Origin of the sequence: Herbaspirillum sp. meg3, assembly GCF_002257565.1 — a bacterium.
Classification (GTDB): domain Bacteria; phylum Pseudomonadota; class Gammaproteobacteria; order Burkholderiales; family Burkholderiaceae_D; genus Herbaspirillum.
The window spans coordinates 2,986,859-3,010,762 of the sequence record NZ_CP022736.1 but is presented as its reverse complement, the minus strand read 5'-3'; the positions used below and the strand labels follow the sequence as shown (position 1 = coordinate 3,010,762).

Annotated in this window: 18 protein-coding genes; 9 read left to right on the top strand and 9 right to left on the bottom strand. The window is 57.8% G+C overall.

Features of this window, described 5'->3' with window-relative positions; genetic code table 11:
* Positions 1–5: 5 nt before the first annotated feature.
* Genes hmeg3_RS13410 through hmeg3_RS13400 form a run of 3 tightly spaced genes read right to left on the bottom strand, consistent with a single transcriptional unit; the run spans position 6 to position 3,962 of the window.
* A complete protein-coding gene (locus tag hmeg3_RS13410; protein ID WP_094564162.1) occupies positions 6–206 on the bottom strand; it encodes a DUF1656 domain-containing protein in 201 nt (66 codons plus the stop codon).
* A complete protein-coding gene (locus hmeg3_RS13405; protein WP_369828822.1) occupies positions 196–2,457 on the bottom strand; it encodes an FUSC family protein in 2,262 nt (753 codons plus the stop codon). The genes hmeg3_RS13410 and hmeg3_RS13405 overlap by 11 nt, the downstream gene beginning before the upstream one ends.
* Entirely contained in the window at positions 2,454–3,962 is a 1,509-nt protein-coding gene (locus hmeg3_RS13400; RefSeq protein ID WP_094564161.1) for an efflux transporter outer membrane subunit, read from the bottom strand. The genes hmeg3_RS13405 and hmeg3_RS13400 overlap by 4 nt, the downstream gene beginning before the upstream one ends.
* Positions 3,963–4,180: 218 nt before the next feature.
* On the opposite strand from hmeg3_RS13400, the gene hmeg3_RS13395 reads away from it, so the two are divergent.
* The 5 genes from hmeg3_RS13395 to hmeg3_RS13375 all read left to right on the top strand — a co-directional run bounded on the left by hmeg3_RS13395 (position 4,181) and on the right by hmeg3_RS13375 (position 10,936).
* Positions 4,181–5,122, top strand: a complete 942-nt coding sequence (locus hmeg3_RS13395) for a LysR family transcriptional regulator (RefSeq protein WP_094564160.1) — start codon at positions 4,181–4,183, stop codon at positions 5,120–5,122.
* A gap of 63 nt (positions 5,123–5,185) precedes the next feature.
* Positions 5,186–5,560: a fluoride efflux transporter CrcB gene (gene crcB, locus hmeg3_RS13390; RefSeq protein ID WP_094564159.1), complete on the top strand. Its 375-nt coding sequence runs from the start codon at positions 5,186–5,188 to the stop codon at positions 5,558–5,560.
* A gap of 4 nt (positions 5,561–5,564) precedes the next feature.
* A complete protein-coding gene (locus hmeg3_RS13385) occupies positions 5,565–6,146 on the top strand; it encodes an NADPH-dependent FMN reductase (protein WP_232511639.1) in 582 nt (193 codons plus the stop codon).
* A gap of 121 nt (positions 6,147–6,267) precedes the next feature.
* Positions 6,268–8,859, top strand: coding sequence for an ATP-dependent chaperone ClpB (gene clpB / locus hmeg3_RS13380; RefSeq protein ID WP_094564157.1), 2,592 nt, complete (start codon positions 6,268–6,270; stop codon positions 8,857–8,859).
* A gap of 343 nt (positions 8,860–9,202) precedes the next feature.
* Positions 9,203–10,936, top strand: coding sequence for a sensor domain-containing diguanylate cyclase (locus hmeg3_RS13375; protein ID WP_094566333.1), 1,734 nt, complete (start codon positions 9,203–9,205; stop codon positions 10,934–10,936).
* Positions 10,937–11,024: 88 nt separating this feature from the next.
* On the opposite strand, the gene hmeg3_RS13370 is transcribed toward hmeg3_RS13375, so the two are convergent.
* Positions 11,025–11,945, bottom strand: coding sequence for a LysR family transcriptional regulator (locus tag hmeg3_RS13370; protein ID WP_094564156.1), 921 nt, complete (start codon positions 11,943–11,945; stop codon positions 11,025–11,027).
* A 131-nt stretch (positions 11,946–12,076) separates the two neighbouring features.
* Between hmeg3_RS13370 and metE the strand changes: the two genes are divergently transcribed.
* Positions 12,077–14,458 carry a 5-methyltetrahydropteroyltriglutamate--homocysteine S-methyltransferase gene (gene metE / locus hmeg3_RS13365; RefSeq protein WP_232511638.1) on the top strand — a complete coding sequence of 794 codons (2,382 nt, stop codon included), beginning with the start codon at positions 12,077–12,079 and terminating at the stop codon, positions 14,456–14,458.
* A gap of 63 nt (positions 14,459–14,521) precedes the next feature.
* Here metE and hmeg3_RS13360 read toward each other — a convergent pair whose 3' ends face one another.
* A complete protein-coding gene (locus hmeg3_RS13360) occupies positions 14,522–16,750 on the bottom strand; it encodes an FUSC family membrane protein (RefSeq protein ID WP_094564155.1) in 2,229 nt (742 codons plus the stop codon).
* Positions 16,751–16,892: 142 nt separating this feature from the next.
* Complete coding sequence (locus hmeg3_RS13355) at positions 16,893–17,423, bottom strand: PaaI family thioesterase (RefSeq protein WP_094564154.1); 531 nt, start codon at positions 17,421–17,423, stop codon at positions 16,893–16,895.
* A 413-nt stretch (positions 17,424–17,836) separates the two neighbouring features.
* On the opposite strand from hmeg3_RS13355, the gene aceA reads away from it, so the two are divergent.
* Positions 17,837–19,141 (top strand): isocitrate lyase, encoded by a 1,305-nt coding sequence (gene aceA / locus hmeg3_RS13350; RefSeq protein ID WP_094564153.1) that lies wholly within the window; start codon positions 17,837–17,839, stop codon positions 19,139–19,141.
* 123 nt (positions 19,142–19,264) lie between these two features.
* Here aceA and hmeg3_RS13345 read toward each other — a convergent pair whose 3' ends face one another.
* The 3 genes from hmeg3_RS13345 to modA are packed head-to-tail and all read right to left on the bottom strand — an operon-like array spanning position 19,265 to position 21,448.
* Positions 19,265–19,936, bottom strand: a complete 672-nt coding sequence (locus hmeg3_RS13345; protein WP_094564152.1) for an ABC transporter ATP-binding protein — start codon at positions 19,934–19,936, stop codon at positions 19,265–19,267.
* On the bottom strand, positions 19,933–20,610 hold the full coding sequence (modB, locus tag hmeg3_RS13340; RefSeq protein ID WP_094564151.1) for a molybdate ABC transporter permease subunit: 678 nt from the start codon (positions 20,608–20,610) through the stop codon (positions 19,933–19,935). The genes hmeg3_RS13345 and modB overlap by 4 nt, the downstream gene beginning before the upstream one ends.
* 52 nt (positions 20,611–20,662) lie before the next feature.
* Positions 20,663–21,448, bottom strand: coding sequence for a molybdate ABC transporter substrate-binding protein (modA, locus tag hmeg3_RS13335; RefSeq protein ID WP_369828821.1), 786 nt, complete (start codon positions 21,446–21,448; stop codon positions 20,663–20,665).
* Between the two features lie 162 nt (positions 21,449–21,610).
* Here modA and hmeg3_RS13330 point away from each other — a divergent pair, with 162 nt between their 5' ends.
* Both hmeg3_RS13330 and hmeg3_RS13325 read left to right on the top strand, forming a co-directional pair.
* On the top strand, positions 21,611–21,970 hold the full coding sequence (locus hmeg3_RS13330; RefSeq protein WP_094564150.1) for a winged helix-turn-helix domain-containing protein: 360 nt from the start codon (positions 21,611–21,613) through the stop codon (positions 21,968–21,970).
* Positions 21,971–21,981: 11 nt separating this feature from the next.
* Positions 21,982–23,724, top strand: a complete 1,743-nt coding sequence (locus hmeg3_RS13325) for a ClcB-like voltage-gated chloride channel protein (protein ID WP_094564149.1) — start codon at positions 21,982–21,984, stop codon at positions 23,722–23,724.
* The last annotated feature ends 180 nt before the right edge of the window (positions 23,725–23,904 follow it).

The window sequence follows — 23,904 nt, the reverse complement described above, 5'->3', positions numbered from 1 at the left end:
TCAGGCTAACTGTAAATCGCCAGGCCGAGCAGCGCCGCGATGCAGGTGAACAAGCTGACGCGAAACAGCGCCGGATGCCACACCAGGTTATACAAGCCGATGCGCACCAGGATGCGGTCGGCGACCAGCGCAATGGCGCCGGCGACGATGACGGCCAGCAGCAGTGTCGGCACGTAAGCGTCGAAGAAAGAAATTTCACGCGGCATGGTTTGCTCCTGAAGGGGTTCCCGGGGACGTGCTGGTGCGACCGTCCTGGTTCTGATTCTGATGCATGGGTTGCAGCGGCGATTGCGGATCCAGCAGCGCCGTGCGGATGAAATGCAGGTAGCTCAGCGTGCGCTGCAGGCGATGGCGCTCGCTGCGTTCGCGATAGTGCGGGCCGATGGCGCGCTGCACTTCGGCGATGGCGTTATTGTTGGCGCCAAGCACCGCCGCCAGCGTCGCGGGTGTGGGTTGTGCGAACAGCGCCGGCAGCGTTTCGCGCAAACGATTGAGCGCGGTGTAAGCGGTGTCAGGCAGCAGCTCCGGATGGCCGCTGCGGATACCGTGCAGTTCGGTACGCAGTTCAATCACGGCGTGGCCGATTTCCAGTGTGGTGAACATCCAGCCGAAGGCGTCCTTGCGCAGCGCGGGGCGGCTGCCGGTGACCATGGTGATCTGATGCATCAGGTCGCGCGTACCGCTTTCAAATTGCAGGGCCAGATGCGCCAGCTTGCCGAAACAGGCCTGGATAACTTGCTTGCGCAATTGCTTTTCCAGATGGCGTACGGTCCAGTTGGTGGTCGGCGGCAACAGCAGCATGAAGGCGACGGTGGTCACGATCAGCGAGACCATCAGGGCGATACATTCGTTCAGATAGCCCGCTGCGTTGAAGTGGGCGAGGTTGTCGGGTACCGCCACAAACGGGAAGAAGATGCAGATGCCCAATCCATAACCGGCCAGCGACGGTTTGGTAGTCAGCAATACCGCCAGCATCAGCACCGGCGTCAAGGCAGCGGCCAGCATCCAGAAACCGTCGAGTTGCGGCACGATATGGAAGGTATAGAAATAGCCCAGTACGACCGCCAGCGCCACACCCATGGTGACGGTGCGTGTTGCCTTGGCCGGATCCGGCGCCGCAGAAGTGATGGCGCAGAATGCGGCGGCATTGAGTGCTGCGACGTCGCCGCTGGGCCAGCCGCTCAGGATCCAGAATGTCGATAGCCCGATCAGTGTGATGGCGGCGCGGGCGCCGGCAATGCTGGCGATGACCAGACTGGTTTTGGGGGCGTAGGCGTGCTCCCATTGCTCGCGCTCATGGCGGCGTTGCACCAGCGAGGCGTAGGTCAGGGTATAGGCATGCAGCTCGTCAATGACGCGATAGAGCAGTTCTGAGGCGGTATCGAAATCGAGGATGGCCTCATCGCCGAACGCTTCCGCGTGGATTGCGCGCGTGGTGCGCACACGGCGCGGCAGTTCTTGTTTATACGCTTCCAGCTTGAGCGCCGCATCGGCGGCGTCGCTTGCCGTCATCACCGGTTCACCGCCGCTGCGTGTGAGCAGGGGCTGCACTTCCTGGTAGTAGGGCGAGATTGCATCGATCACCAGCTGTGCGGAAGGATTGCGGCTGTCGTGCAGGCGATTCATCAACTGATGGAGGGCGTGTACACGGGTCGACAAGGCCATGAACTCGCTGTTCATGCGGGTCAGGCGACCGCTGCGCAGGCGGATTTCAGGATCTTCAAAAATAGCCGAGCTGCGTAGCGCTTCCAGGCCGATGATGTCGCCGACAAAGCGAGCGTTGGTGGCTTCCAGCGCCTTGCGGTCGGCGGTGCCGCCCAGCGTGTTGCCGATCAGATCGACAAAGGCGGTGAAGCGGCCGCGGATGATACGCACCAGGCCCGGGGCACTGGCTTGCGGAAAGACCAGTGCGCTGACCACGCCGGCACAGACGATGCCGACAGTGATTTCCGTCACGCGGGTCATGACCGAATCGAACGTCAGTGCCGGGTTGAGCGCGGCCGGCAAACCGATCAATGCCACCGTGTAACCCGACAGCACGAAGCCATACGAACGGAAGTTGCGGTTATGTGCCGAGCCGAGCGTGCACAGGCCGATCCACAAGGCGGTCGCCAGCAGAAACAGTTCCGGCGTCTGCGCGAACAGACCGACGAAGACGAAGATGGCGACCGAGCCGACCAGCGTGCCGATGACGCGATAAAAACTCTTGGCCAGGATCATCCCGCTCTGCGGCTGCATCACGATGAAAACGGTGATCAGGCCGGAGCGCGGCGACTCCAGATCCAGCCCATAGCCTATGCCAAGCGCCAGCAGGCCTGCAAAGACCATCTTGAAGACATAGATCCAGTTCGGGAATTCGGTTTGCCACCAGTCGGTGGCAGCTTCGCGCAACTGTTGGCCGAAGGGTGGCCGCACAGCTGCTGGCGCTGAAACGGCAGGCGTTGCCGGCGTGTTCACGGTGCGACTCCTGCGGTGGCTGCTGCTGTTGTGGCTGTTGTGGCATCGTCAGGAGCCGATACTTCCAGTCCGCCGCCCAAGGCGACCGTCAGGCTGGCGTAGGCGTTGAGCTTTTGTGCCAGTAGTTGTTGCACCACCTGTTGCTGATGCAGCCATTGTGTTTGTGCGGTGAGCACATTGACGTAGTTGGTCAGGCCGCGTTGATAGGCGCGGGTGGCGATGTCGATGTTCTTTTGCGCGGCCGCCACGGACAGATCGGCTTGGACTTGCTGGCGCTTGATGGCTTGCAGCGTCACGATCTGGTCGGCGATGCTCCTGAGCGCCTGGCTCAGCAACATGTTGTAGTGCTCCACTTCCAGGTCGTAGCCTGCCGTGGTGGCGCCGAGTTGGCCGCGCAGACGTCCGCCTTCAAAGATCGGCAGCGAGATCGCCGGGCCGTAGCTGGTCGTGATGTTGGGGCCGCTGAGGAAACTGAACAGGCTGCCGCCTGCCGCGGCCGGGCCGATGCTGGCCATCAGGTTGATGTTCGGATAGAAGGCGGCCTTGGCGACTGCGATGCCTTTGGACGCGGCCTCCACGCGCCAGCGCGCGGCGCTGATGTCAGGACGGCGGCCAATCAGTTCGGCCGGCAATGCACTCGGCAGACCGATACCTGCCTCCAGATTCATGCTCGGACGAGTGATGCTGTCACCGGCACCGGGACCCTGGCCGAGCAAGGCGGCCAACTGGTTACGGGTGAGGGCGATGTTTTCGTTCAAGGCTTCGATCTGACGGCGGGTTTCCGGCAGCGGGACTTCGGCCTGGGTGATTTCCATCTGGGTGCCGATGCCGCCTTTAAAGCGGCGATTGGCCAGGTCGAGGATGCGTTGCTCCTGTTTCAGCGTGTCTTGCGTGTTGTCGAGCAGTCCATATTGCAGGGACAACTGCACGTAAGTGCGTACGACATTGCTTTCCAGATCGAGCTGGGCGGCACGGGCATCGGCGGCGACGGCATGGATTTCATCCTGCGCGCGCTCGGTGGTGTTGCGGTTGCGATCCCACAGGTCGAGGTTGTACGACAGGCTCAGCGCAGCGGTATTGTTCCAGGTCAGTTTGTCGCGGAAGGCTGCGCCGTAATAGACGTTGTCGGACCAATCCTTGCGGCCGATGGCGGCGTCCAGCTGCGCTTGCGGCAATTCACCGGCATGAGCGACAACCGCCATGGCTTGCGCCTGACGCACGCGGGCGGCGGCGATGGCCATGCTGGGGTTACCGGCAACGGCAGCCGTGACAAGACGATTCAATTGCGGGTCCGCGTAGGTTTCCCACCAGGCGCGCTTGGGCCAGCCGGCTTCTGCACCGACCTGGCGGATGGCGTTACCGACATCGAGCGTGTTGGGCTGCTGCAAAGCCGCCTGTGGCTTGATGCCGCCGTTGTCGGCGCAGCCTGCGAGGACGAGCAATGACGCCGTACACAGGGCCAGGAGCGGCGCAGCAAAGAGACGTTTGTCAGCAGTGGTGTTCATCAGACTATCCCAAAAAATGCAAATATGTAGCGTTTGCCATTCTATTTGGTAAAGATCTAGAGAAAAACCGCAGGAAATACAAAGGGTCTTTTCAATTACTGCAATAATGATTGCGCTGTTTTGGGTAACAATGCAGCATCCGAAAGGCCGTTTTGCATCATTTTGTTGCTTTGCACAGTCACAACGGTCGGTGTCGGTCGGATTTGAGACAGGAATATATGGATACTTTGCAAAATATGCGCATATTCATGCGTGTAGTCGATGCTGGCAGTTTTACGCTGGCCGCGCAACAAATGGATTTGACCACCGCGCACGTGTCGCGCGCCGTCGCTGATCTGGAGCGTCATTTGCGTACGCGCTTGCTCAATCGCACCACGCGGCGCATCGCGCTGACCGAAGCGGGCGAGCGTTATCTGCTGCGTTGCGAACAGATCATGTCTTATGTGGAGGAGGCTGAAGCCGAAGCCGGTGATGCGTACGTCAGGCCGTCGGGGAGGCTGCGCATCCACACCATGACCAGCTTCGGACAGCGTTATGTGATCCCGGCGATCTCCAATTATCAAAAGCGCTATCCCGACGTCGCCATTGAGCTTACCTTGGCGCAGCGCGTACCGGATCTGCTCGAGGAGGGGTTTGACGTGTCGCTGGTGCTGGCGCGTGAGTTACCGGATTCCGGACTGATTTTTCGTCAGCTCGGCAGTATTTACAGCATCCTGTGTGCGTCGCCGTTTTATCTGGAAAAGCACGGTGCGCCGCAAAAGCCGTCGGAATTGTCCGGTCACACCTGCTTGCAACTGGTCAGCCCGGTGTCCCCGTTGGACGAATGGATCATGGACGGACCGGACGGCAAGGAAACGATCGCCATCAAGTCCAATTTCCACGTGAATGTGGCAGAGGCCATGCTGCTGAGCCTGAAAGAGGGCATGGGCATCGGCGTACTGCCGATTTATTCAGCGGTGGATGCATTGCGAGCCGGCACCATCGTGCGCGTATTGCCGCAGTACCGCATGCAGCACATGGGCGTATATGCGCTGTATCCGTCGCGGCAATATCTCGACGCCAAGATCAGCACCTGGGTCGACTGGATGCATGAGAGCGTCGACAAAGCCTTGCAGGATGATCATCAGGCCCTTGACCGGATCACGGTTCATTCGCCATGATCGCGGTTTGCGGTGGTCGCACGGCGATCAACACCAACACTTCGACATGAACGGAAACTGACGATGAAATGGCTGGCAGTAGGCATGGGAGCGGCGCTGGGCGCCTGGTTGCGCTGGGGACTGAGCCTGTGGTTGAACGTAGGCGGCAGTGCGCTGCCGCTGGGAACGCTGGCAGCCAACTGGGGCGGTGGTTTTGTGATCGGCTTTCTGGTGGCGTTTTTTGAGGGACATCAGTCCTTGCCGCCGGAATGGCGCTTATTTCTGATCACCGGCTTCCTGGGCGGACTGACAACGTTTTCTACCTTCTCGGCGGAAGCCATGATGCTGCTGCAGCGCGGTGATTATATGTTGGCGATTGCGCATTCCGGGCTGCATCTGCTGGGGTCGATCATTCTCTGCGTGGCCGGCTTTGCAGCGTATCGCGCCTTGTTTGCCTGATTGTGTGGCTCATTCCTCCATGGATCGTCCGGTGCTGCCGTTTCGGATTCTGACTTTGTCCGGCAGCTTGCGTGCCGCGTCCTCCAACAGCGCGCTGCTGGAGGCTGCTGCCGTATTGGCGCCGCAGCAACTTCAACTGGTGCCGTATCGCGGTTGGGGCGCGTTGCCGTCTTTTAATCCCGATCTGGAAGGTGCTGAACCTGCCGGAGTGCTGGCATTTCGCGCTGCATTGCGCGACGCCGACGCGATTCTGATTGCCAGTCCGGAATACGCACATGGCGTGCCGGGCGCTTTCAAGAATGCGCTGGACTGGGTAGTCGGCAGTGGTGAATTCATCAACAAGCCGGTGGCCGCCATCAATGCCTCCGGGCGTGCCAGCCACGCCCAGTCATCCCTGCTCGATACACTCGCCATGATGAACGCCGACGTGGTTCTTGCCGCCTCGCTGACGGTCGCGTTGCCGACCAATAAGCTGGATTGTGCGGCAATGCTTGCCGACGCAGGCATTGCCGCAGCGCTGGGCGAGGCCTTGGACGCCTTGCAAGAGCACCTCTTGTCGCTGGGGCTGTCTGTCAACAATAGTTAAGAACAGTTGATCTGTATCAAATCCGACGGGATTTCCTCTTCCGGTGACCGGATGCTTCCTTGAAATACGTCTGCACGTCCCAATTTTCTAAGTATTCAAAAATTTGGAGCGAAAGCACATCATGCGTCTCGACAAACTCACAACAAAATTGCAGGAAGCTCTGGCAGATGCCCAGAGTCAGGCTGTCGGCAACGACAACCAATATATCGACCCCGTCCATCTCACGCTGGCCTTGCTGGCGCAGGATGACGGTGGCGCCCGTTCGCTGTTGCAGCGCGCCGGCGTCAATGTTGCCGGGCTGACTTCAGCCTTGCAGCATGCTTTGACACGCTTGCCCAAGGTATCGGGCAACGGTGGCGAAGTGCAGATCGGCCGCGAGCTGGTGGCCTTGCTTAATCTGGCCGACAAAGAATCGCAAAAGCATGGCGATCAGTTCATCGCCAGCGAAATGGTCTTGCTTGGCCTCGCCGACGATAAATCGGATGCCGGCCGTGCCGCGCGTGAAAACGGCCTCTCGCGCAAGTCCCTGGAAGCCGCGATCAGCACTGTGCGCGGCGGCGCCAGCGTGTCCTCGCAAGAAGGCGAAGGCCAGCGTGAATCCCTGAAGAAATACACCCTTGACCTGACCGAGCGCGCCCGCAACGGCAAGCTGGATCCCGTGATCGGCCGCGATGACGAGATCCGCCGCGCCATTCAGGTACTGCAACGCCGCAGCAAAAACAATCCGGTGCTGATCGGTGAGCCAGGCGTTGGTAAAACTGCCATCGTCGAAGGCTTGGCGCAACGGATCGTCAGCGGCGAAGTGCCGGACAGCCTCAAGTCCAAGCGCGTGCTGTCGCTCGACATGGCGGCCTTGCTGGCCGGTGCCAAGTATCGCGGCGAATTCGAAGAGCGCCTCAAAGCCGTATTGAAGGAAATCGCTCAGGATGAGGGCCAGACCATCGTCTTCATCGACGAGTTGCACACCATGGTCGGCGCAGGCAAGGCCGAAGGTGCGATGGATGCGGGCAATATGCTCAAGCCCGCGCTGGCACGCGGTGAGCTGCATTGCGTCGGCGCCACCACGCTGGACGAATATCGCAAGTACATCGAAAAAGATGCCGCGCTGGAACGCCGCTTCCAGAAGATCATCGTCGATGAACCGAGCGTGGAAGCTACCATCGCGATTTTGCGCGGTCTGCAGGAAAAGTATGAAGTCCATCATGGTGTTGACATTACCGACCCGGCGATCGTCGCGGCGGCGGAATTGTCGCACCGCTATATCACCGATCGCTTCCTTCCGGATAAGGCGATTGACCTGATCGACGAGGCCGCTGCCAAGATCAAGATTGAAATCGACTCCAAGCCGGAAGTCATGGACAAGCTCGATCGTCGCCTGATCCAGCTGAAGATCGAGCGCGAAGCCGTCAAGCGCGAGAAGGACGAAGCCTCGCAAAAGCGCCTGACGCTGATCGAGGAAGAAATCGTCAAGCTTGAGCGCGAATACGCCGATCTGGAAGAAATCTGGAAAGCCGAGAAAGCGACGGTGCAAGGCAGCCAGCATCTGAAAGAGGAAATCGAACAGATCCGCTTGCAGATGGAAGACGCGACACGCAAGAGCGACTGGCAGAAAGTGTCTGAGCTCAAGTACGGCAAGTTGGCTGAGCTGGAAAAGGCGCTGGAAACGCAAAACAAGCAGGATGCTGCCAGTGAACAGACAGTCGGTAAGCCGCGTCTGGTGCGTACGCAGGTTGGCGCTGAAGAAATCGCCGAGATTGTTGCACGTGCGACCGGTATTCCCGTTTCGCGCATGATGCAGGGCGAACGCGAGAAATTGTTGCACATGGAAGAGGTATTGCACGAGCGTGTGGTGGGGCAGGACGAAGCGATTGTTGCCGTCTCGGATGCAATCCGCCGCTCGCGTGCGGGGTTGGGCGATCCGAGCAAGCCGTATGGCTCATTCATGTTCCTTGGCCCTACCGGCGTCGGCAAGACCGAGTTGTGCAAGGCGCTGGCGTCTTACCTGTTCGACACCGAAGAGGCAATGATCCGCATCGACATGAGCGAATTCATGGAAAAGCATTCGGTCGCCCGTCTGATCGGCGCGCCACCGGGCTATGTCGGCTACGAAGAGGGTGGTTACCTGACCGAAGCGGTACGGCGCAAGCCTTACAGCGTGATCTTGCTGGATGAAATCGAGAAGGCGCATCCCGACGTGTTCAACGTCTTGCTGCAAGTGCTCGATGATGGCCGCATGACCGATGGTCAAGGCCGCACGGTGGACTTCAAGAACACCGTGATCGTGATGACTTCCAATCTTGGCTCCCACAAGATCCAGGCGATGGAAGACAGTGACCCTGCGGTGGTGAAGATGGCGGTGATGGCCGAGGTCAAGCTGCACTTCCGTCCGGAGTTCATCAACCGGGTTGACGAGATCGTGGTGTTCCATGCCCTCGACGAAAAGAACATCGGTGCAATTGCCAAGATCCAGTTGCAGATCCTCGAAAGCCGTCTGGCCAAGATGGATATCGGTCTGGTGATTTCAGATGCCGGCTTGCAGAAGATTGCCGAGGCCGGGTTCGATCCGGTGTATGGCGCACGTCCGTTGAAACGTGCGATTCAGCAGGAAATCGAGAACCCGCTGTCCAAGCTGATTTTGCAAGGCAAATTCGGTCCCAAGGATGTTGTGCATGTGGGCGTCGAAAATGGAGCACTTTCATTCAATGCGCACTAAGGCTTGCTGAAATGACTTGATCAGTTTGTTGTAATTATGCTATCCAGTTCCCTGATGTTCGGAAAAATGCCACAGAGAAAATCGGTATTTTTCATAGCATCAGGGAATTTTTTTGCGTAAACGATTAAACTCTGAGATCAAAGGACGATAGCGCGTCGGAGGGTCACATGTTGGCTTATCGGGTGCAAAATCGTATATAAAAAACAATAAAGCACGTGGTCCAACCCGTCGTGGGCGATTATGGCAATGATGGCAATCTTAGAGATTCTGCCAACCGGCAAGGGGTGAAATTCTGAAGCAATCTTCATTACAACGACTGTTCATTCTGCCGTTTGTGTTCTTGATGTTATGCCTGGTAGTGACGATAGGCTGGTTTTTGTATCGTGCGGGCGATGATGCCACAGAGGTGCTGGCGCGCAATGCGCTGATGGATACCATGAGTCGTATCGGGCAGGCGACAGACCGACAGTTATTGGGCGCGCGCGAGAGTCTGCGCGTCGTCGCTCCTGATCCGATTCCGCCCGCAGAAAAGGGCGGTCAACCGATTTTGATTCCCTTTCCGAAAGACAAGGCTGCGCTGGAAGAGCGCTTGTGGCTGGCCAATAGTCTCTTTGATGATCCCAGCTACGTTTATTTTGGTGGCGCCGATGGCAGCTTCCTGGGTGTGAAGCAGGAACAGGTCAATCTGTTCATGTACAGCATCCGCGATCCGCAAGGCAAAAATTACGTTTACCACTTGCGCGGCCCCGGCACGACGCCAACGCTGATCGCGACGCAGGATTACGAACCGCGTACGCGGCCGTGGTACGTCCAGGCGATGCGGCGCAAGAGTGAAACGTGGTCGCCGGTGTTTACTGACTTCCGTCTGAAATTTCTTGGCATTACTTTGTCCAAGCCGGTTTATACGACAGACGGTACCTTGCTCGGCGTGGCGACCAGCAGCATTGGTTTGCGCCGTCTGAGCGAATTCCTGCAAGCGCTGCCGCTGAGCAAAAACGGCGTCGCCTTCATCGTGGAGATGTCCGGCGACCTGATCGCCACGTCGGTGAATGAGCCTATCCACAAAATGAGCGGATCTGATTTTGTTCGTCTCAATGCCGGTCAAAGCAGTTCTCCGCTGGTGCGCCAGGCCTATGCCGATCTGACTGCTTATCTCAAGAAGCAAAAGCTCGAGCCCGGGAAGCTGGTCGTTCAGCGATTGCAAACCGACGGTCCCAAGACTGAGCTGGCATTTCGACTGCATCACGACGACGCAGGACTTGACTGGGTCGCTGTCAGTGCGGTGAGCCGTTCAGACTTCCTTGGGTCAGTGACGGGCGGCGTTTATCAGACCTTGCTGCTGGGTTTGATCGCGGTCTGCATGACCTTTGTGCTGGGCTTTGTCATATTGCGCTGGGTATTGCGCGATATCCGTAAATTGACGCTCGCTGCCAAGAGTATCGGCAATGGAGAGCCTTTCCCATCGCTGAACATTGATCGCCGCGACGAGATCGGTCAGTTGGCGCAAAGCTTCCAGGAGATGGAGCGCAACCTGCGCACTGATCGCCTCACCAACGTGCTTAACCGCGACTCCTTCATCGCGCAGATCGATTTCCGCCGTCGCAAGGGTAGCGAAGCAACGCCGCTGCGTTTCGCGTTGCTGTTCATTGACCTCGACAAGTTCAAGTCAATCAACGATCAATACGGTCATGACGAAGGCGACAAAGTGCTGGTGTCGGCGGCGTCGCAATTGCAGCATGCCTTGCGTAAGGACGACTCGGTGGCGCGCTTCGGCGGCGACGAGTTTGTGGTCTATTTGCATGGTGTGTCGGATGAAGATGTCGCCAAGACAATTGCAGAAAAAATCCGCAATTTCCTCAACCAGCCAATAGAGGGGCGCGACGGCAATCAGTACATTGTGGATGCGTCCATCGGTGTGGCGCTGTTCCCGCAGGATGGCCTGGATATTGAGACCTTGCTGCGTGTGGCGGACGAGCGCATGTTTGAACAAAAGCGCATGCATCGCGTCTTGTCGTACGAGGTACCGGAGGTTCAAAGTGCTCCAGATGTGCCAATTGAGCCTGACGAGAAGGACTGATGCTGTAGAAGCAGGGCGTAGTAAAAAGCCGTGCAGATTGCACGGTTTTTTTTCGTCTGTTGCCTTCATCGAAATTGTCTTCCTTGCTTCAAAGCAACTCGACGTTAGGCAGGTTCAGATAGCTGGTTTCGCGGGTCGATGCGACAAAGTCGTTCAGATAGGATTTGCCGGATAGCTCCGGCAGACATGCCGCATAGAGCCGGCCGGTCAGGCCGGTCGGCGTGATGCGTTTGGCGAGGACGTAGTCGCGGTTCAGGTAGTTCTGTGCCGCCCAGAGCGGCAGCGTGGCGATGCCGCGGCGGCTGGCCACCAGTTGCAGCATGGCGACCGTCAGTTCCGTGGTGCGTCGCTGCGTGGTGATGCCTGCCGGCTTCAATACCTGGCGTACCACGTCGAGCATGTCGTCTGGGACAGGATAGGTGATCAGCGTGTCGGTGGCGAAGTCTTCTGCGGTGAGGTAGTCCTTGCCTGCCAGCGGATGATCGTGGGCCAGCAGCGCGACGATTTCAAAGCGGAACAGCGCGTGGTAATCCACAGGCTCATCGGTATCGACCTCCGCCACGATAGCGACGTCGGCGCGGTGCTCGTAGAGCAGCCCGATCGGGTCGGCCTGAAAGCCCGAGACAATATCCATATCGACTTCCGGCCAGCGCTTGCGAAATACGTCCATCGACGGCATCAGCCAGTCGAAGCAAGTGTGGCATTCCACCGCAATCCTTAGCTGACCGGCTTCGCCTTGTTGCAGGCGCGCGAGATCGCGTTCGGCGTCGGCGATGCGCGGCAGCACTTCATCGGCCAGTTTCAGCAGGCGATCACCGGCCGGTGTAAAGCGTACCGGGACAGACTTGCGCTCGAAGAGTTGTGTACCGTGATGATCTTCCAACTGTTTGATCTGATGCGACAGCGCTGATTGCGTGACATTGAGCAGGGAAGCCGCACGCAGCAGGTTGCCTGCTTCTTTGAGTGCTTGCAGGGTCTTGAGATGGCGAAGTTCGAGAATCGAATGCATTATTAGTAAAATTCAAGTTGATTCTTAAAATTTATCGTTTGAATCATAGTCTATGTTCTTGCAACATGCCAGTTCTCAGGATTGTGTGGCTTATCGCCGCACGATCTCCGTCATTTTTAGGGGAGTTGGCGATGGCTTTGTCTGGTGCGGTTCGTTCGGAACATGTTGCACACGTATTGGGTTTTCCGCGCATCGGCGGGCAGCGTGAACTGAAATTTGCGATGGAATCGTTCTGGAGGGGCGAGGCTACCGAGGCTGACCTGCGCGCAACTGGTAAGGAGTTACGTGCGCGTCATTGGCAGGCGCAGGCCGCCGCCGGCATGGATTATGTGACTGTGGGCGATTTCGCGTGGTACGACCACGTACTGGGCACGCTGGTGCTGCTGGGCGCCTTGCCGACGCGTTTTAACCTGGATCCGTCGACACTTGATCTCAGCGGCTATTACATGATGGCGCGGGGGAGTAAAAATCACCTCGAAGATCACTTCGCCCTGGAAATGACCAAGTGGTTCGACACCAACTATCACTACCTGGTACCGGAGTGGACGCCGGAGCTGTCCTTTGACGGCGGTGTCGACTGGCTGTTTGACGAGATTGCGGAGGCGCAGGTGCAGCTGTCGTCGAGTTCTGCATCGGCACAGACCAAGGTCGTCTTGCTCGGGCCGCTGAGTTTGCTGTTTCTCGGCAAGATCAAGTCGGGTTTGTCTCACAAGCTGGATTTGTTGCCGAAAGTCGTCGCCGGATACGAAAAATTGCTGGCCCGCTTGCGTGACAACGGTGTCGCGCTGGTACAGATCGACGAACCGATCTTGGCGCTGGAGCTGAGCCGGGAGTGGCTGGATGCTTTTCTGCCCGTCTACATCAGGCTGGCCAATGCTGCACCGTCCTTGCTGCTGACGACCTACTTCGACACGGTCAGTGAACACGCCGATCTGTTGCGCAGCTTACCGGTCGCGGGCGTGCATCTGGATGGTGTTCGCGGCGTGGCGCAATTGCAGGAGTTCGCCGACAAGTGGCCTGAAGATAAGATTCTGTCGGTGGGTATCGTCGATGGCCGTAATATCTGGCGCTGTGATATGGATACCGCACTGGCGACGCTCAAGCCCTTGCACGACAAGTTGGGTAAGCGCTTATGGCTGGCGTCGAGTTGCTCGTTGCTGCACGTGCCAGTCGATCTCGCCAATGAAAACAAACTGGATCAAGAATTGAGAAGCTGGCTGGCTTTCGCTACACAAAAGCTGGATGAGATCTTTGTACTCAAGCAAGCGCTGAGTGGCAATGCAGATGCCGTTGCCGGCCAATTCGCGGCCGCACGCGCTGCACTGGCGGCCCGACGCAGCTCGCCACGCATCCATAACCCACTCGTGCAAAAGCGGCTGAAGGCTGTCACGAGCACCGATGCGGATCGCACCTCTGCTTTCCCGGCGCGTATCGCGATCCAGCAGCAACGTTGGAATCTGCCTGCGTTTCCGACCACGACCATCGGTTCTTTCCCTCAGACCGCACAGATCCGTCAGACACGCGCTGCTTACAAGCGAGGTGAGATCGGTCATCTGGATTATCTGAACAAAATGCGCGACGAGATTCGCCTGGCGGTCTCCACGCAGGAGGAACTCGGCCTGGACGTCCTGGTGCACGGCGAGCCGGAACGTAATGACATGGTCGAATATTTCGGTGAGCAGCTGTGGGGCTACGCTTTTACCGCGAACGGCTGGGTGCAAAGCTACGGCTCGCGCTGCGTCAAGCCGCCATTCATCTACGGCGATGTGTATCGCCCGGAAGCGATGACGGTAGGCTGGAGCCAGTTCGCGCAAAGCCTGACGCAAAAGCCGATGAAGGGCATGCTGACCGGGCCGGTGACGATGCTGCAATGGTCTTTTGTGCGCGACGATCAGCCGCGCGCGACGACCGCGTTGCAAATCGCGCTGGCGTTGCGCGATGAAGTTTGCGATCTGGAAAAAGCCGGCATCGGCATGATTCAGATCGATGAACCTGCCTTCCGTGAGGGCTTGCCGTTGAAGGCCGTCGACTGGACGGATTATCTGGATTGGGCGGTGCGCGTGTTCAAGATCAGTGCGGGCGGCGTCAAGGACGAGACGCAGATTCACACCCACATGTGCTATTCGGAATTCAATGACATCCTGCCGTGGATTGCGGCAATGGATGCCGATGTGATCACGATCGAAACGTCACGTTCGGACATGGAGTTGCTGGATGGTTTTGGTCAGTACAACTATCCGAACGACATCGGTCCGGGCATTTATGATATCCACTCGCCGCGGATTCCGAACGTCGATGACATGGTGCGCTTGATGGAGAAGGCACGTGGCGTGATCTCCGATCAGCGCCTGTGGGTGAATCCGGATTGCGGCCTGAAGACTCGCAATTGGACGGAAACGCATGAAGCGCTGACACGGATGGTGCAGGCAGCGCACACACTGCGTGAGAAGGGTGGGTTGAAGTTGCAGGTGACGTCTCAGCATGCATCTCGGTTGACGCCTGCAGCGGCCTGAATGGTTGGATAAAAAGATGCCGCAGAAATAAAAACGGCGGGAGGTAACATCTCCCGCCGTTTTTTATACCGGCTCGGCTTTCCGCAGAATGCTTTCGATAGCGCCGGTCTGCGCCACGATTTCCTGCAAGTCGTTGTTGAGCAGAGCGGAGCGGCGACGTAGTGTGTGCCAGCCCGACCATTCCGGGGTGCTGGGCTGTGTGGTGAGCGCGAAATCTTCAGCCGCCATCGTGTCGGCCAGGGGATTCACAACAGCAGGCGCGACATCCTCGACGGGGACGGTCTGCTTTGCGTTCGGACCCTCAAGAATGCTTTGCGCTTGCAGCAGATGCGCAGTGGCATTCAGGTAGGTCTGTTCGATCAGTTTGTTGACCGGTTCACGCGGCAGGCCTTCGGCATGGCGACGCAGCATGATGCGCAGGGCGGCAATGTGGGCGGCGACAAGATAGTTCTGAACCACAAAGCGATTGATCTCGCGCACGGCGCGTTGCTTGCTCATCGGCTCGTCCATCATGCGCACCTGTGCCGAAATGAGCGCCGACAAGCTGTCCATGAAACCTTTACGGCAGACGCGGTAGAAGAAGTCGTCGCCGACTTTTCCTTCCAGCATGTCGCGGCTGGCCTTGATGTAGCGATGGCTGGCATGCAGCACGTTCTTGAGCAGGCGCGGCAGATCGCGATATTCCCAGCTCGGCAGGACGTAGCTGAAGATGGTGGCAATGGCCACGCCGATGATGGTGTCGATCAGGCGTTCGCCGATTACACCGTGATGACCCGCCGGCAGCAACAGGTTCAGCAGCATCAGAATCTGTACCGACGCCGCAATCGCGGTGTAGCGATATTTGACGTAAGTGAAGGCGGGCGCCGCCACGCTGGCGATGAACAGGACTGCGAGCAATCCCATCGGGTCGTGTACGAAGCGCAGGATCAGCGCCGTGATCAGGCAGCCGATGATGGTGCCGATCAGACGGTCGCTCATGCGCTGCTTGGTCGAGCTGAAATTGGGTTTGAGGATGATGACGATGGTCAGCACGATCCAGTAGCCGTGCGACATGTAGGGCAGCGCGGAAGCGATCCACAGCCCGGTCGACACCGCCAGCGCGACGCGGATGGCAAAGCGGAAAATCGGCGACTGCCAGCGCAGGTTGGCGATCAGCAGGCCGGCCTTGTACTTTTGTTGCGTCAGGAACGGCGTCATGTCCGAACCCGGCAGGATAGGAATGGCGTCAATCGGCGTGCGCGTTGCCAGATGCAATTGCGAGATCAGTTCGATGATGTCGAGGATCTTGTTGTAAGTGACGCGCAGCACCGTGATGGCTTCATCCGGAATGTGGCCGGCAAGGCTGTCTTGCTGCAGTTGCTGCAATTCATATTGCACGGCGCGCAACTCGGCTTTGTAATTGACGGTCGGTGTGGATGCACGCTTGCGGGTCACGGCGTAGGCAATGGATTCGATATCTTCAGCCGTCTTGTTGGCGAGATCGCGCAGGAAGATGATGACGTCGGTGTCGCCGAAATGGCTGCGCAACAGCGCGTAGTCGGCGTGCGTCGACAAGACCTGCTCGTAAAGCTCCAGCATGCTCAGGTGGACGTGCACCAGCAAGCCGTCCTGTTTGGTGTGCATGTCGCGCAGCACCAGGTCGCGCGATGCTTGCAGCTTGTCTGCCAGCACGATCTGCTGGCGTACCAGTGTCGTGAATTGCGCCTGCAGATCGCTGCGCACGTCGTAGAAATCCGCTTTGATGCGCAGATAGCGCGCCAGCTCGAACAGCGCTTCTGCCAGAACCTGCTGTTTGACGCGGCGTCGCAAGAAATAGGACACTGTCATCGAATACGCCAGATAACCCAGACCACCAGCGAGGAAGAAGCCGGCATGCAGGAAGGCTTCTTCAAACGGCACGGTGTTTTCCATCGACAGCGTCATGACCATCAGCGCAGCAAATTGCAGCGGCAGCGTCTTCTTGCCGTACACCACCATCATGCTGGCAAGGAAGCTGACGACCACCATCGCCACGCTGACCAGCCAGTGGATCGGCGCACACAGGCTGATCACGAGCATCACCAGCGTGCAGAGCAGCACGCCTGCCAGCATTTCATTGAATTTGTGTCGCAGCGGACTCGGCAAGTCCATCAGGCTGGTGCAAAGCGCGCCGAGGAAGACCGTCATGGTCGTCTGCATGTCGGCCATGTTGAAGACCAGCATGGTGAGCCCGACGACACCCGTGGCGATGCGCAGGCCGGTATAGAAATAATGGCTGAAGAGGAAAGTGCGTATATCCAGGGCGTAATGCATGTAGGCAGTCGGCGTAAATTTCTATAGACGCCATTCTGACCCTTCTATCTGCAATAGACAACAGATTCGCCACCTGACTTCTGCTGAAAGCGCTGTCGGACGATGCCACCATTCATCCGACGTGCTTGCTTGACCAATTAGTTTATGGCAATGGAAACACCAGGCAGGTTGTTGTTGCATGCGCATAAATTTTGCCGTCAACGTCAACAATGCGGCCTTCGGCGATGCCGACACGATTGCCGACCTGAATGACCTTGCCTTCGGCGCGCACCGGGCCGGTCTTGGCCGTCAATGCGCGGATCAGATTGACCTTCAATTCCAATGTTGTGTAGCCCATGCCTTGCGGCAGCACGGAGTGCACCGCACAACCCACGGCAGAGTCAAGCAGGGTGCAAAAGTAGCCGCCGTGCACGCTGCCGAGCGGATTGTAGTGCTGCTTGCCTGGTGTGCCCTGAAAGACAATGCGGCCGGGTTCGCCTTCGATGGGGACGAAGTCCATGGTTTCACCGATCGGTACCGACGGCAGTTCGCCGTCCCAGATGCGCTGCAAAAATTCCATGCCTGTACCTGCTTTCAGGTCGTCCATCGAGGCGACGCCGGGTGCGGCGAGTTTGGCGCGGACTTCGGCTTCGCGGGTTTGCCATTGTTTGAGTGTCTCTTCTCTGCTGTTCATGTTTTTCCTTATCTTTATGAATGAGGTGGATGCGGTAAAGAGCTGAATCGTTGGTCGATAAACGTTACTTTTATAATGAAAGAATGCTGCCATTATGCCTCGCACGTTTTCATTTGCGTGACAGAAGGCGTGAAGTCGACGGTTAAAACGGTGATTTTTCATGATGCAAAAATAGCATTTCATATTGTGAAAAATACGATTGCGCAGCATCATGAATTTATTTCATTTTCAGAAATTTCATTTCGTATCGCAAAATCATTGAATTAACTAATTGAATAATAAGGAAAATAATTTATTGATATGTCTTATATAAGACATTGTTGCTGCGCACCCAAAAGCCTACTATGAAGTCATGGAATTCACTTTTTGACCTCCATTTTTCGACTACCTGATTAACCTTAAGGAGATTGACCATGACAACACGTGAACAGCAAATCCAGGCATTGGCAAAAGACTGGGCAGAAAATCCACGCTGGAAGGGTGTCAAGCGTAACTACACCGCTGACGACGTGGTACGCCTGCGCGGTTCGGTGCAGATCGAACATACGCTGGCCAAGCGCGGCGCTGAAAAACTGTGGAATCTGGTCAACAACGAACCGTTCGTCAACGCACTGGGCGCACTGACCGGCAATCAGGCGATGCAGCAAGTCAAGGCCGGCCTTAAGGCGATCTACCTGTCCGGTTGGCAAGTTGCCGGCGACGCCAACCTGGCCGGCGAAATGTATCCTGACCAATCGCTGTATCCGGCCAACTCGGTGCCGATGGTGGTCAAGCGCATCAACAACACTTTCCAGCGCGCTGACCAGATCCAATGGTCGGAGGGCAAGAACGATATCGATTTCTTCGCGCCGATCGTGGCTGATGCAGAAGCTGGTTTCGGCGGCGTGCTGAACGCCTATGAACTGATGAAGTCGATGATCGACGCAGGCGCCGCCGGCGTTCACTTCGAAGATCAACTGGCATCGGTGAAGAAGTGCGGCCACATGGGCGGCAAGGTGTTGGTGCCGACACGCGAAGCAGTTGAAAAGCTCAACGCAGCACGTCTGGCAGCCGATGTCTCCGGCACGACCACATTGGTGATCGCCCGTACCGACGCGGAAGCAGCCGACTTGTTGACATCCGACGTGGACGACAACGACAAGCCTTTCCTGACCGGCGAACGTACTGTTGAAGGCTTCTTCAAGACCCGTCCGGGCATTGAGCAGGCAATCTCGCGCGGTCTGGCTTACGCCGACTATGCCGATTTGGTCTGGTGCGAAACCGGCAAGCCGGATCTGGCTTTCGCGAAGAAGTTTGCCGAAGCCATTCACGCCAAGTTCCCGGGCAAGATGCTGTCGTATAACTGTTCGCCATCGTTCAACTGGAAAAAGAATCTGGACGATGCCACTATCGCCAAATTCCAGAAGGAACTGGGCGCGATGGGCTACAAGTTCCAGTTCATCACGCTGGCTGGTTTCCATGCGCTGAACTACTCGATGTTTAATCTGGCACACGGCTACGCACGCAACCAGATGTCGGCCTTCGTCGAGTTGCAGGAAGCCGAATTTGCCGCAGCCGACAAGGGCTTCACTGCGGTCAAGCATCAACGCGAAGTCGGTACCGGCTATTTCGATGCTGTGACACAAGCGATCCAGCAAGGTCAGTCGTCGACGACTGCGCTGCACGGTTCGACCGAAGATGAACAATTCTTCGACGGCAAGGAAAAGAAAGTCGCCTGAGGCTGAGTCTCAATCATAGAGAACGGCGTCAGGCTGGAGAGAATGTCTGAGGAGACTAGGGCGTTATAGCGCCGACGATGGGAAAGCCGCACTTCACAAGAGTGCGGCTTTTTTTATTGATGCTTATTTGTGCTGTCTGATCGTGCCGTCGCGCACCTCAAAGACGGCATCACCAAGTACGTCAACGTCGGCAGGATCATGCGTAATGATTAGCATCGGCACGCGCAATTGCTGCTGCAATTCACTCAGCTCGTGACGCATGCGTTCACGCAGGGACAGATCAAGCGCTGAGAAAGGCTCGTCCAGCAGCAAAATATCCGGTTGTGCCACCAGTGCGCGCGCCAAGGCAACACGCTGGCGTTGGCCTCCGGAAATTTGCGAAGGGTAGCTGCCTGCAGTTGCTTCCAGGCCAAATGCCTGCAACCATTTCATCACTGTCGGATGCGCTGCCGGTCGACGCAGGTTGAGGCAGCCGCGCTGCAAGCCGAAGGCGATATTCTGCGCCACGGTCAGATGTGGGAAGAGGGCGTAGTCCTGAAAAAGATAAGCGACGTTGCGCTGCTGCGGGCGGACGTTGATCTCATGTGCTGCATCGAACAATGTCCGCTGATTGAGATTGATCTTGCCTTCGTCCGGCGTCATCAGTCCTGCGATGGCCTTGAGTGTCAGGCTCTTGCCTGCGCCGGACGGGCCATACAGCACGATGCGGTCGCTATCGGACGAGAAAGCGATATTCAGATCGAACACGCGATCATTGGCGCGCAGTTCTTTGCGGATATGGACGTCGACGCTCATGACAGATCCGCCCGGCGTGCATGTTCCGGCACCAGTCGTCCGGCGATCAGCAAGACCGCGACGCACGTGACTGAAGTAATGACGACCAGTAAGGTCGCGGTGGAATCGTCGCCGGCTTGCACTGCTTCGTAGATGGCGACCGACAAGGTTTGGGTACGTCCCGGCAGATTGCCGGCAATCATCAGTGTCGCGCCAAATTCACCCAGTGCACGCGCGAACGCCAGCAAGACGCCGGCAGCAATGCCGCGCGCGGCCAATGGCAAGCTGACGCGAAAGAATACGCCGGCTTCAGACACGCCCAGTACGCGGGCTGCATTTTCCAGTTGCTTGTCGACGTTTTCAAAGGCGGCGCGAGCCGATTTCAAGACGAGCGGGAAGGCAACAATCGTTGATGCAATCACGGCACCTTGCCAGGTAAATACCAGCTCGATACCCATGTCTGCCAGCCAGGCGCCGAAGACACCTCGCTTGCCGAGCAGCACCAGCAGGTAGTATCCAAGCACGGTCGGCGGCAGCACCAGCGGTAGTGTCAGAATGGAGTCGATCAGGTCGCGCAAGGGCGAGCGCCAACGCGACAGGCCGTAGGCCGCCGCGACACCAAAGAAAAGATTAAGCACCGTTGCCCATCCCGCGACTTTTAGCGAGAGGAGCAACGGCGTCCAGACTGAACCCATAAAGAAAACGCCTGATTGAGTAAGAGTTGAAGTTGAATCAGCCCGCAGGGTATCAGGGTTTCAGGAAGCCGTAACGGGTCAGCACCGCCTGGCCGGCAGCTGATTGCACGTAGGCGAGATATTTGTTGGCCAGTTCCGCTTGTGCGGTATTGGTGGTGACGGCGATCGGATAAGTGGCCGGCGTGTCGGATGGGATGCGGATCGCCACCTTGACCTTGTCCGGCATCACGGCGGCATCGGTTGCGAACACGAAACCGGCTTCGACTTCGCCACGGGCGACATAGTCCAGGCTCTGGCGCACGTTTTGCGCCATCACGCCTTTAGCCAGCACCGTATCCCACAGCCCGGCATGTTCCAGAGCGGTTTTGGTGTAGCGGCCGAATGGCACCGATGCCGGATTGCCGAGTGCGACTTTCTTGACGCTGGCCTGGGTCAGATCCTTCAGATTGGTCAGTGGCAGGGTGCTGTCGTTCGGCACGATCAGGACGATCTGGTTGGCGGCGAAGTTCTTTCGGGTAGCCGGTTGTACTGCCTTCTCGGCGACGGCTTTGTCCATCGCGGTTTGATCGGCGGAAGCAAATACGTCGGCCGGCGCGCCGCGCACGATCTGTTGCATCAGGATATCGGACGCGCCGAAGTTGTTAATGACCTTGACGCCCGGGTTTTGCTGCTCGAACGCCGCGCCGAGCTCCTTGAATGCATTGGTCAGGCTGGCGGCAGCGGAAACCACCAGATCGGTGGCGTGCGCGCTTGTCGCCGCAAAGGGCAGCGCCAGCAAGACGAAAGAGGCGGACGCAGCGAGTCGGCGCATGGTTTGTGCGGTGGCGGTCGTGAACATGGAGGTTCCTGTTTTTTTGAAATGGGAAGGCGAATGTGGTCGAAATATACGTAAGGATATAGCGATAGTCAATTCGCTGCCGGATATGGAACTCATCTCATTCATCATCGTGATACGAGTTCTTCATATAATTTGAGCGAGGCCCTTGCTACAATCTCGTCCATGACAAATTCCAAAACCGTACGACTGCGCGTGATGCAAGGCGAGACGATTGCCTTCGGCCCCGGTAAAGCCGCGCTGCTGCTGGCGATTGAACGCACCGGCTCGATTTCCGGCGCGGCACGGGAGATGGAGATGTCCTATCGCCGCGCCTGGTTGCTGGTGGAAGAAATGAACCGCTGCTTCACCAAGCCGCTGGTGGAAACCGCAACCGGAGGCGCCAAAGGCGGCGGCGCCAGCATCACCGAGGTGGCGCGCGAGGTCATTTCTTGCTATCAGCGGATGCAAAAGAAGGCGGACGCCGCGGTTGAAAAAGACATGCACTATTTGCGGTCGCTGATTGTCGATGTCGACAAAGACTGAAGACATTGTCGATGCGCACCAGCCTCCTTAAATTTCGCTTTCGCCTGCAAAAACTTTTCCGCATGTCGGAAAGCCACGCCATGCTGCTGTGGGCGGCCATCATCGGCTTCGTCGGCGCGCTGGCGACCATTTTTTTTCGCGAATGCATCGGGTGGGTGCAATACCTGCTGACCGGCCATAGCGGCAGCTTCGTGGAAATCGCCAAAGGCCTGCCCTGGCATATGCGTGTGCTGCTGCCGACCTGCGGCGGTGTGGTGGCCGGACTGATCCTGATCTGGGCTAAACGCATGCCGGCTGGTGCGACCTCTGACTATATGGAGGCGGTTGCCATCGGTGACGGCCGCATTCCCATCCGACATACTTTATTGCGCAGCTTGTCGTCGCTGGCGACCGTCGGCTCGGGCGGTTCGATCGGGCGGGAAGGGCCCATGGTCCAGCTGGCGGCCTTGTGTGCATCGCTGGTGGGGCGGTTTGCGCACTTTCCGGCGTCACGCATGCGGCTATTGGTGGCTTGTGGCGCAGCGGCGGGGATTACGTCGGCCTACAACGCGCCCATTGCCGGCGCTTTCTTCGTGACGGAGATCGTGCTTGGCGCGCTGGTGATGGAAAGCTTCGGCCCCGTCGTCGTGGCGTCTGTCGTGGCCAACATCACCATGCGTGAACTGCCGGGTTACGCGCCGGCCTACGAAATGCCGTATTTCCCGGAAGTCGGCGGTGTTGAAATCATCCTCTTTGTCGTGCTCGGAATCATCGCCGGTTTGCTGGCGCCGCAGTTTTTGCGTCTGCTGGATATCAGCAAGCAGCTGTTCCAGAAAACCCGTTTGCCGCTGCCGGTGCGTCTGGGTGTGGGGGGCTTGCTGGTCGGCCTGCTGTCAATCCAGGTGCCGGAAGTCTGGGGTAACGGCTACAGCGTCGTTAATTCGCTGCTGCACACCAATTGGTTGTGGTCGACTGTGCTGGTCGTGATGATCTACAAAATCGTCGCGACCGCGCTGACCACCGGCTCCGGCGCGGTGGGCGGTATCTTTACGCCGACCTTGTTCGTGGGCGCTGCCATCGGCTTCTTGTTCGGTGACGTGGCGCACGCGCTGTGGCCGCATGCGATTTCGCAGCCGTTTGCCTATGCCATGGTCGGCATGGGGGCCTTTCTGGCGGCAGCCACCAATGCACCGTTGATGGCAATCCTGATGATCTTTGAAATGACGCTGAGCTATCAGGTGGTACTGCCGCTGATGCTGTCGTGCGTGGTGGCGTATTTCATCGCGCGCAGTCTCGACGGCAATTCGATGTACGAGATCACCCTCAAACGCCACCGCGACGCAGCAGAGCGCATCCGCCTGCGCGGCACGCACATGAGCGAACTGATCAAGCCTGCAGAAACCGTCCTGCAGAAGGACGCACCGTTTTCGGAGGTAACGCGGATCTTCCTGCAATATCCGGTGAAGTACATCTACATTACCGATCAGGACAACCGGTATCTGGGCGTCGTCGCTTTGCAGGACGTGACGTCGTTGCTGCTCGACAAGAACGACACCGACACGGATACCAAACGCGCCGGTGACTTCATGCGCACGCATTTTCTGCATGAAGTGACGCCGGACATGTCGCTGGGCGAGGCTTTGCAACTGTTTCTCGATCACCAGGGGGAGCGTTTGCCGGTGATCGCCAGTGTTGAGAATCCACAGTTGCTGGGCGTTGTCTTCAAGACATCATTGCTGGATGCGTATTTCCGATTAGATCGTTCTGGCGAGTAGGTTGCAAAAATGTGTTGGCAGGTTTGTAACAAACGAGAGCAGGGACGACTATTGAGGGGGCAACCTTGTTAGAATGCGAGATTATTTGTGAGAAAGTACCAAATTGCATCGTTTTTTGATCGCAAGAGTGCTGCCACAGCTGGCCGTTGACGCCATTAACATATCAGGGATTCGAACGAT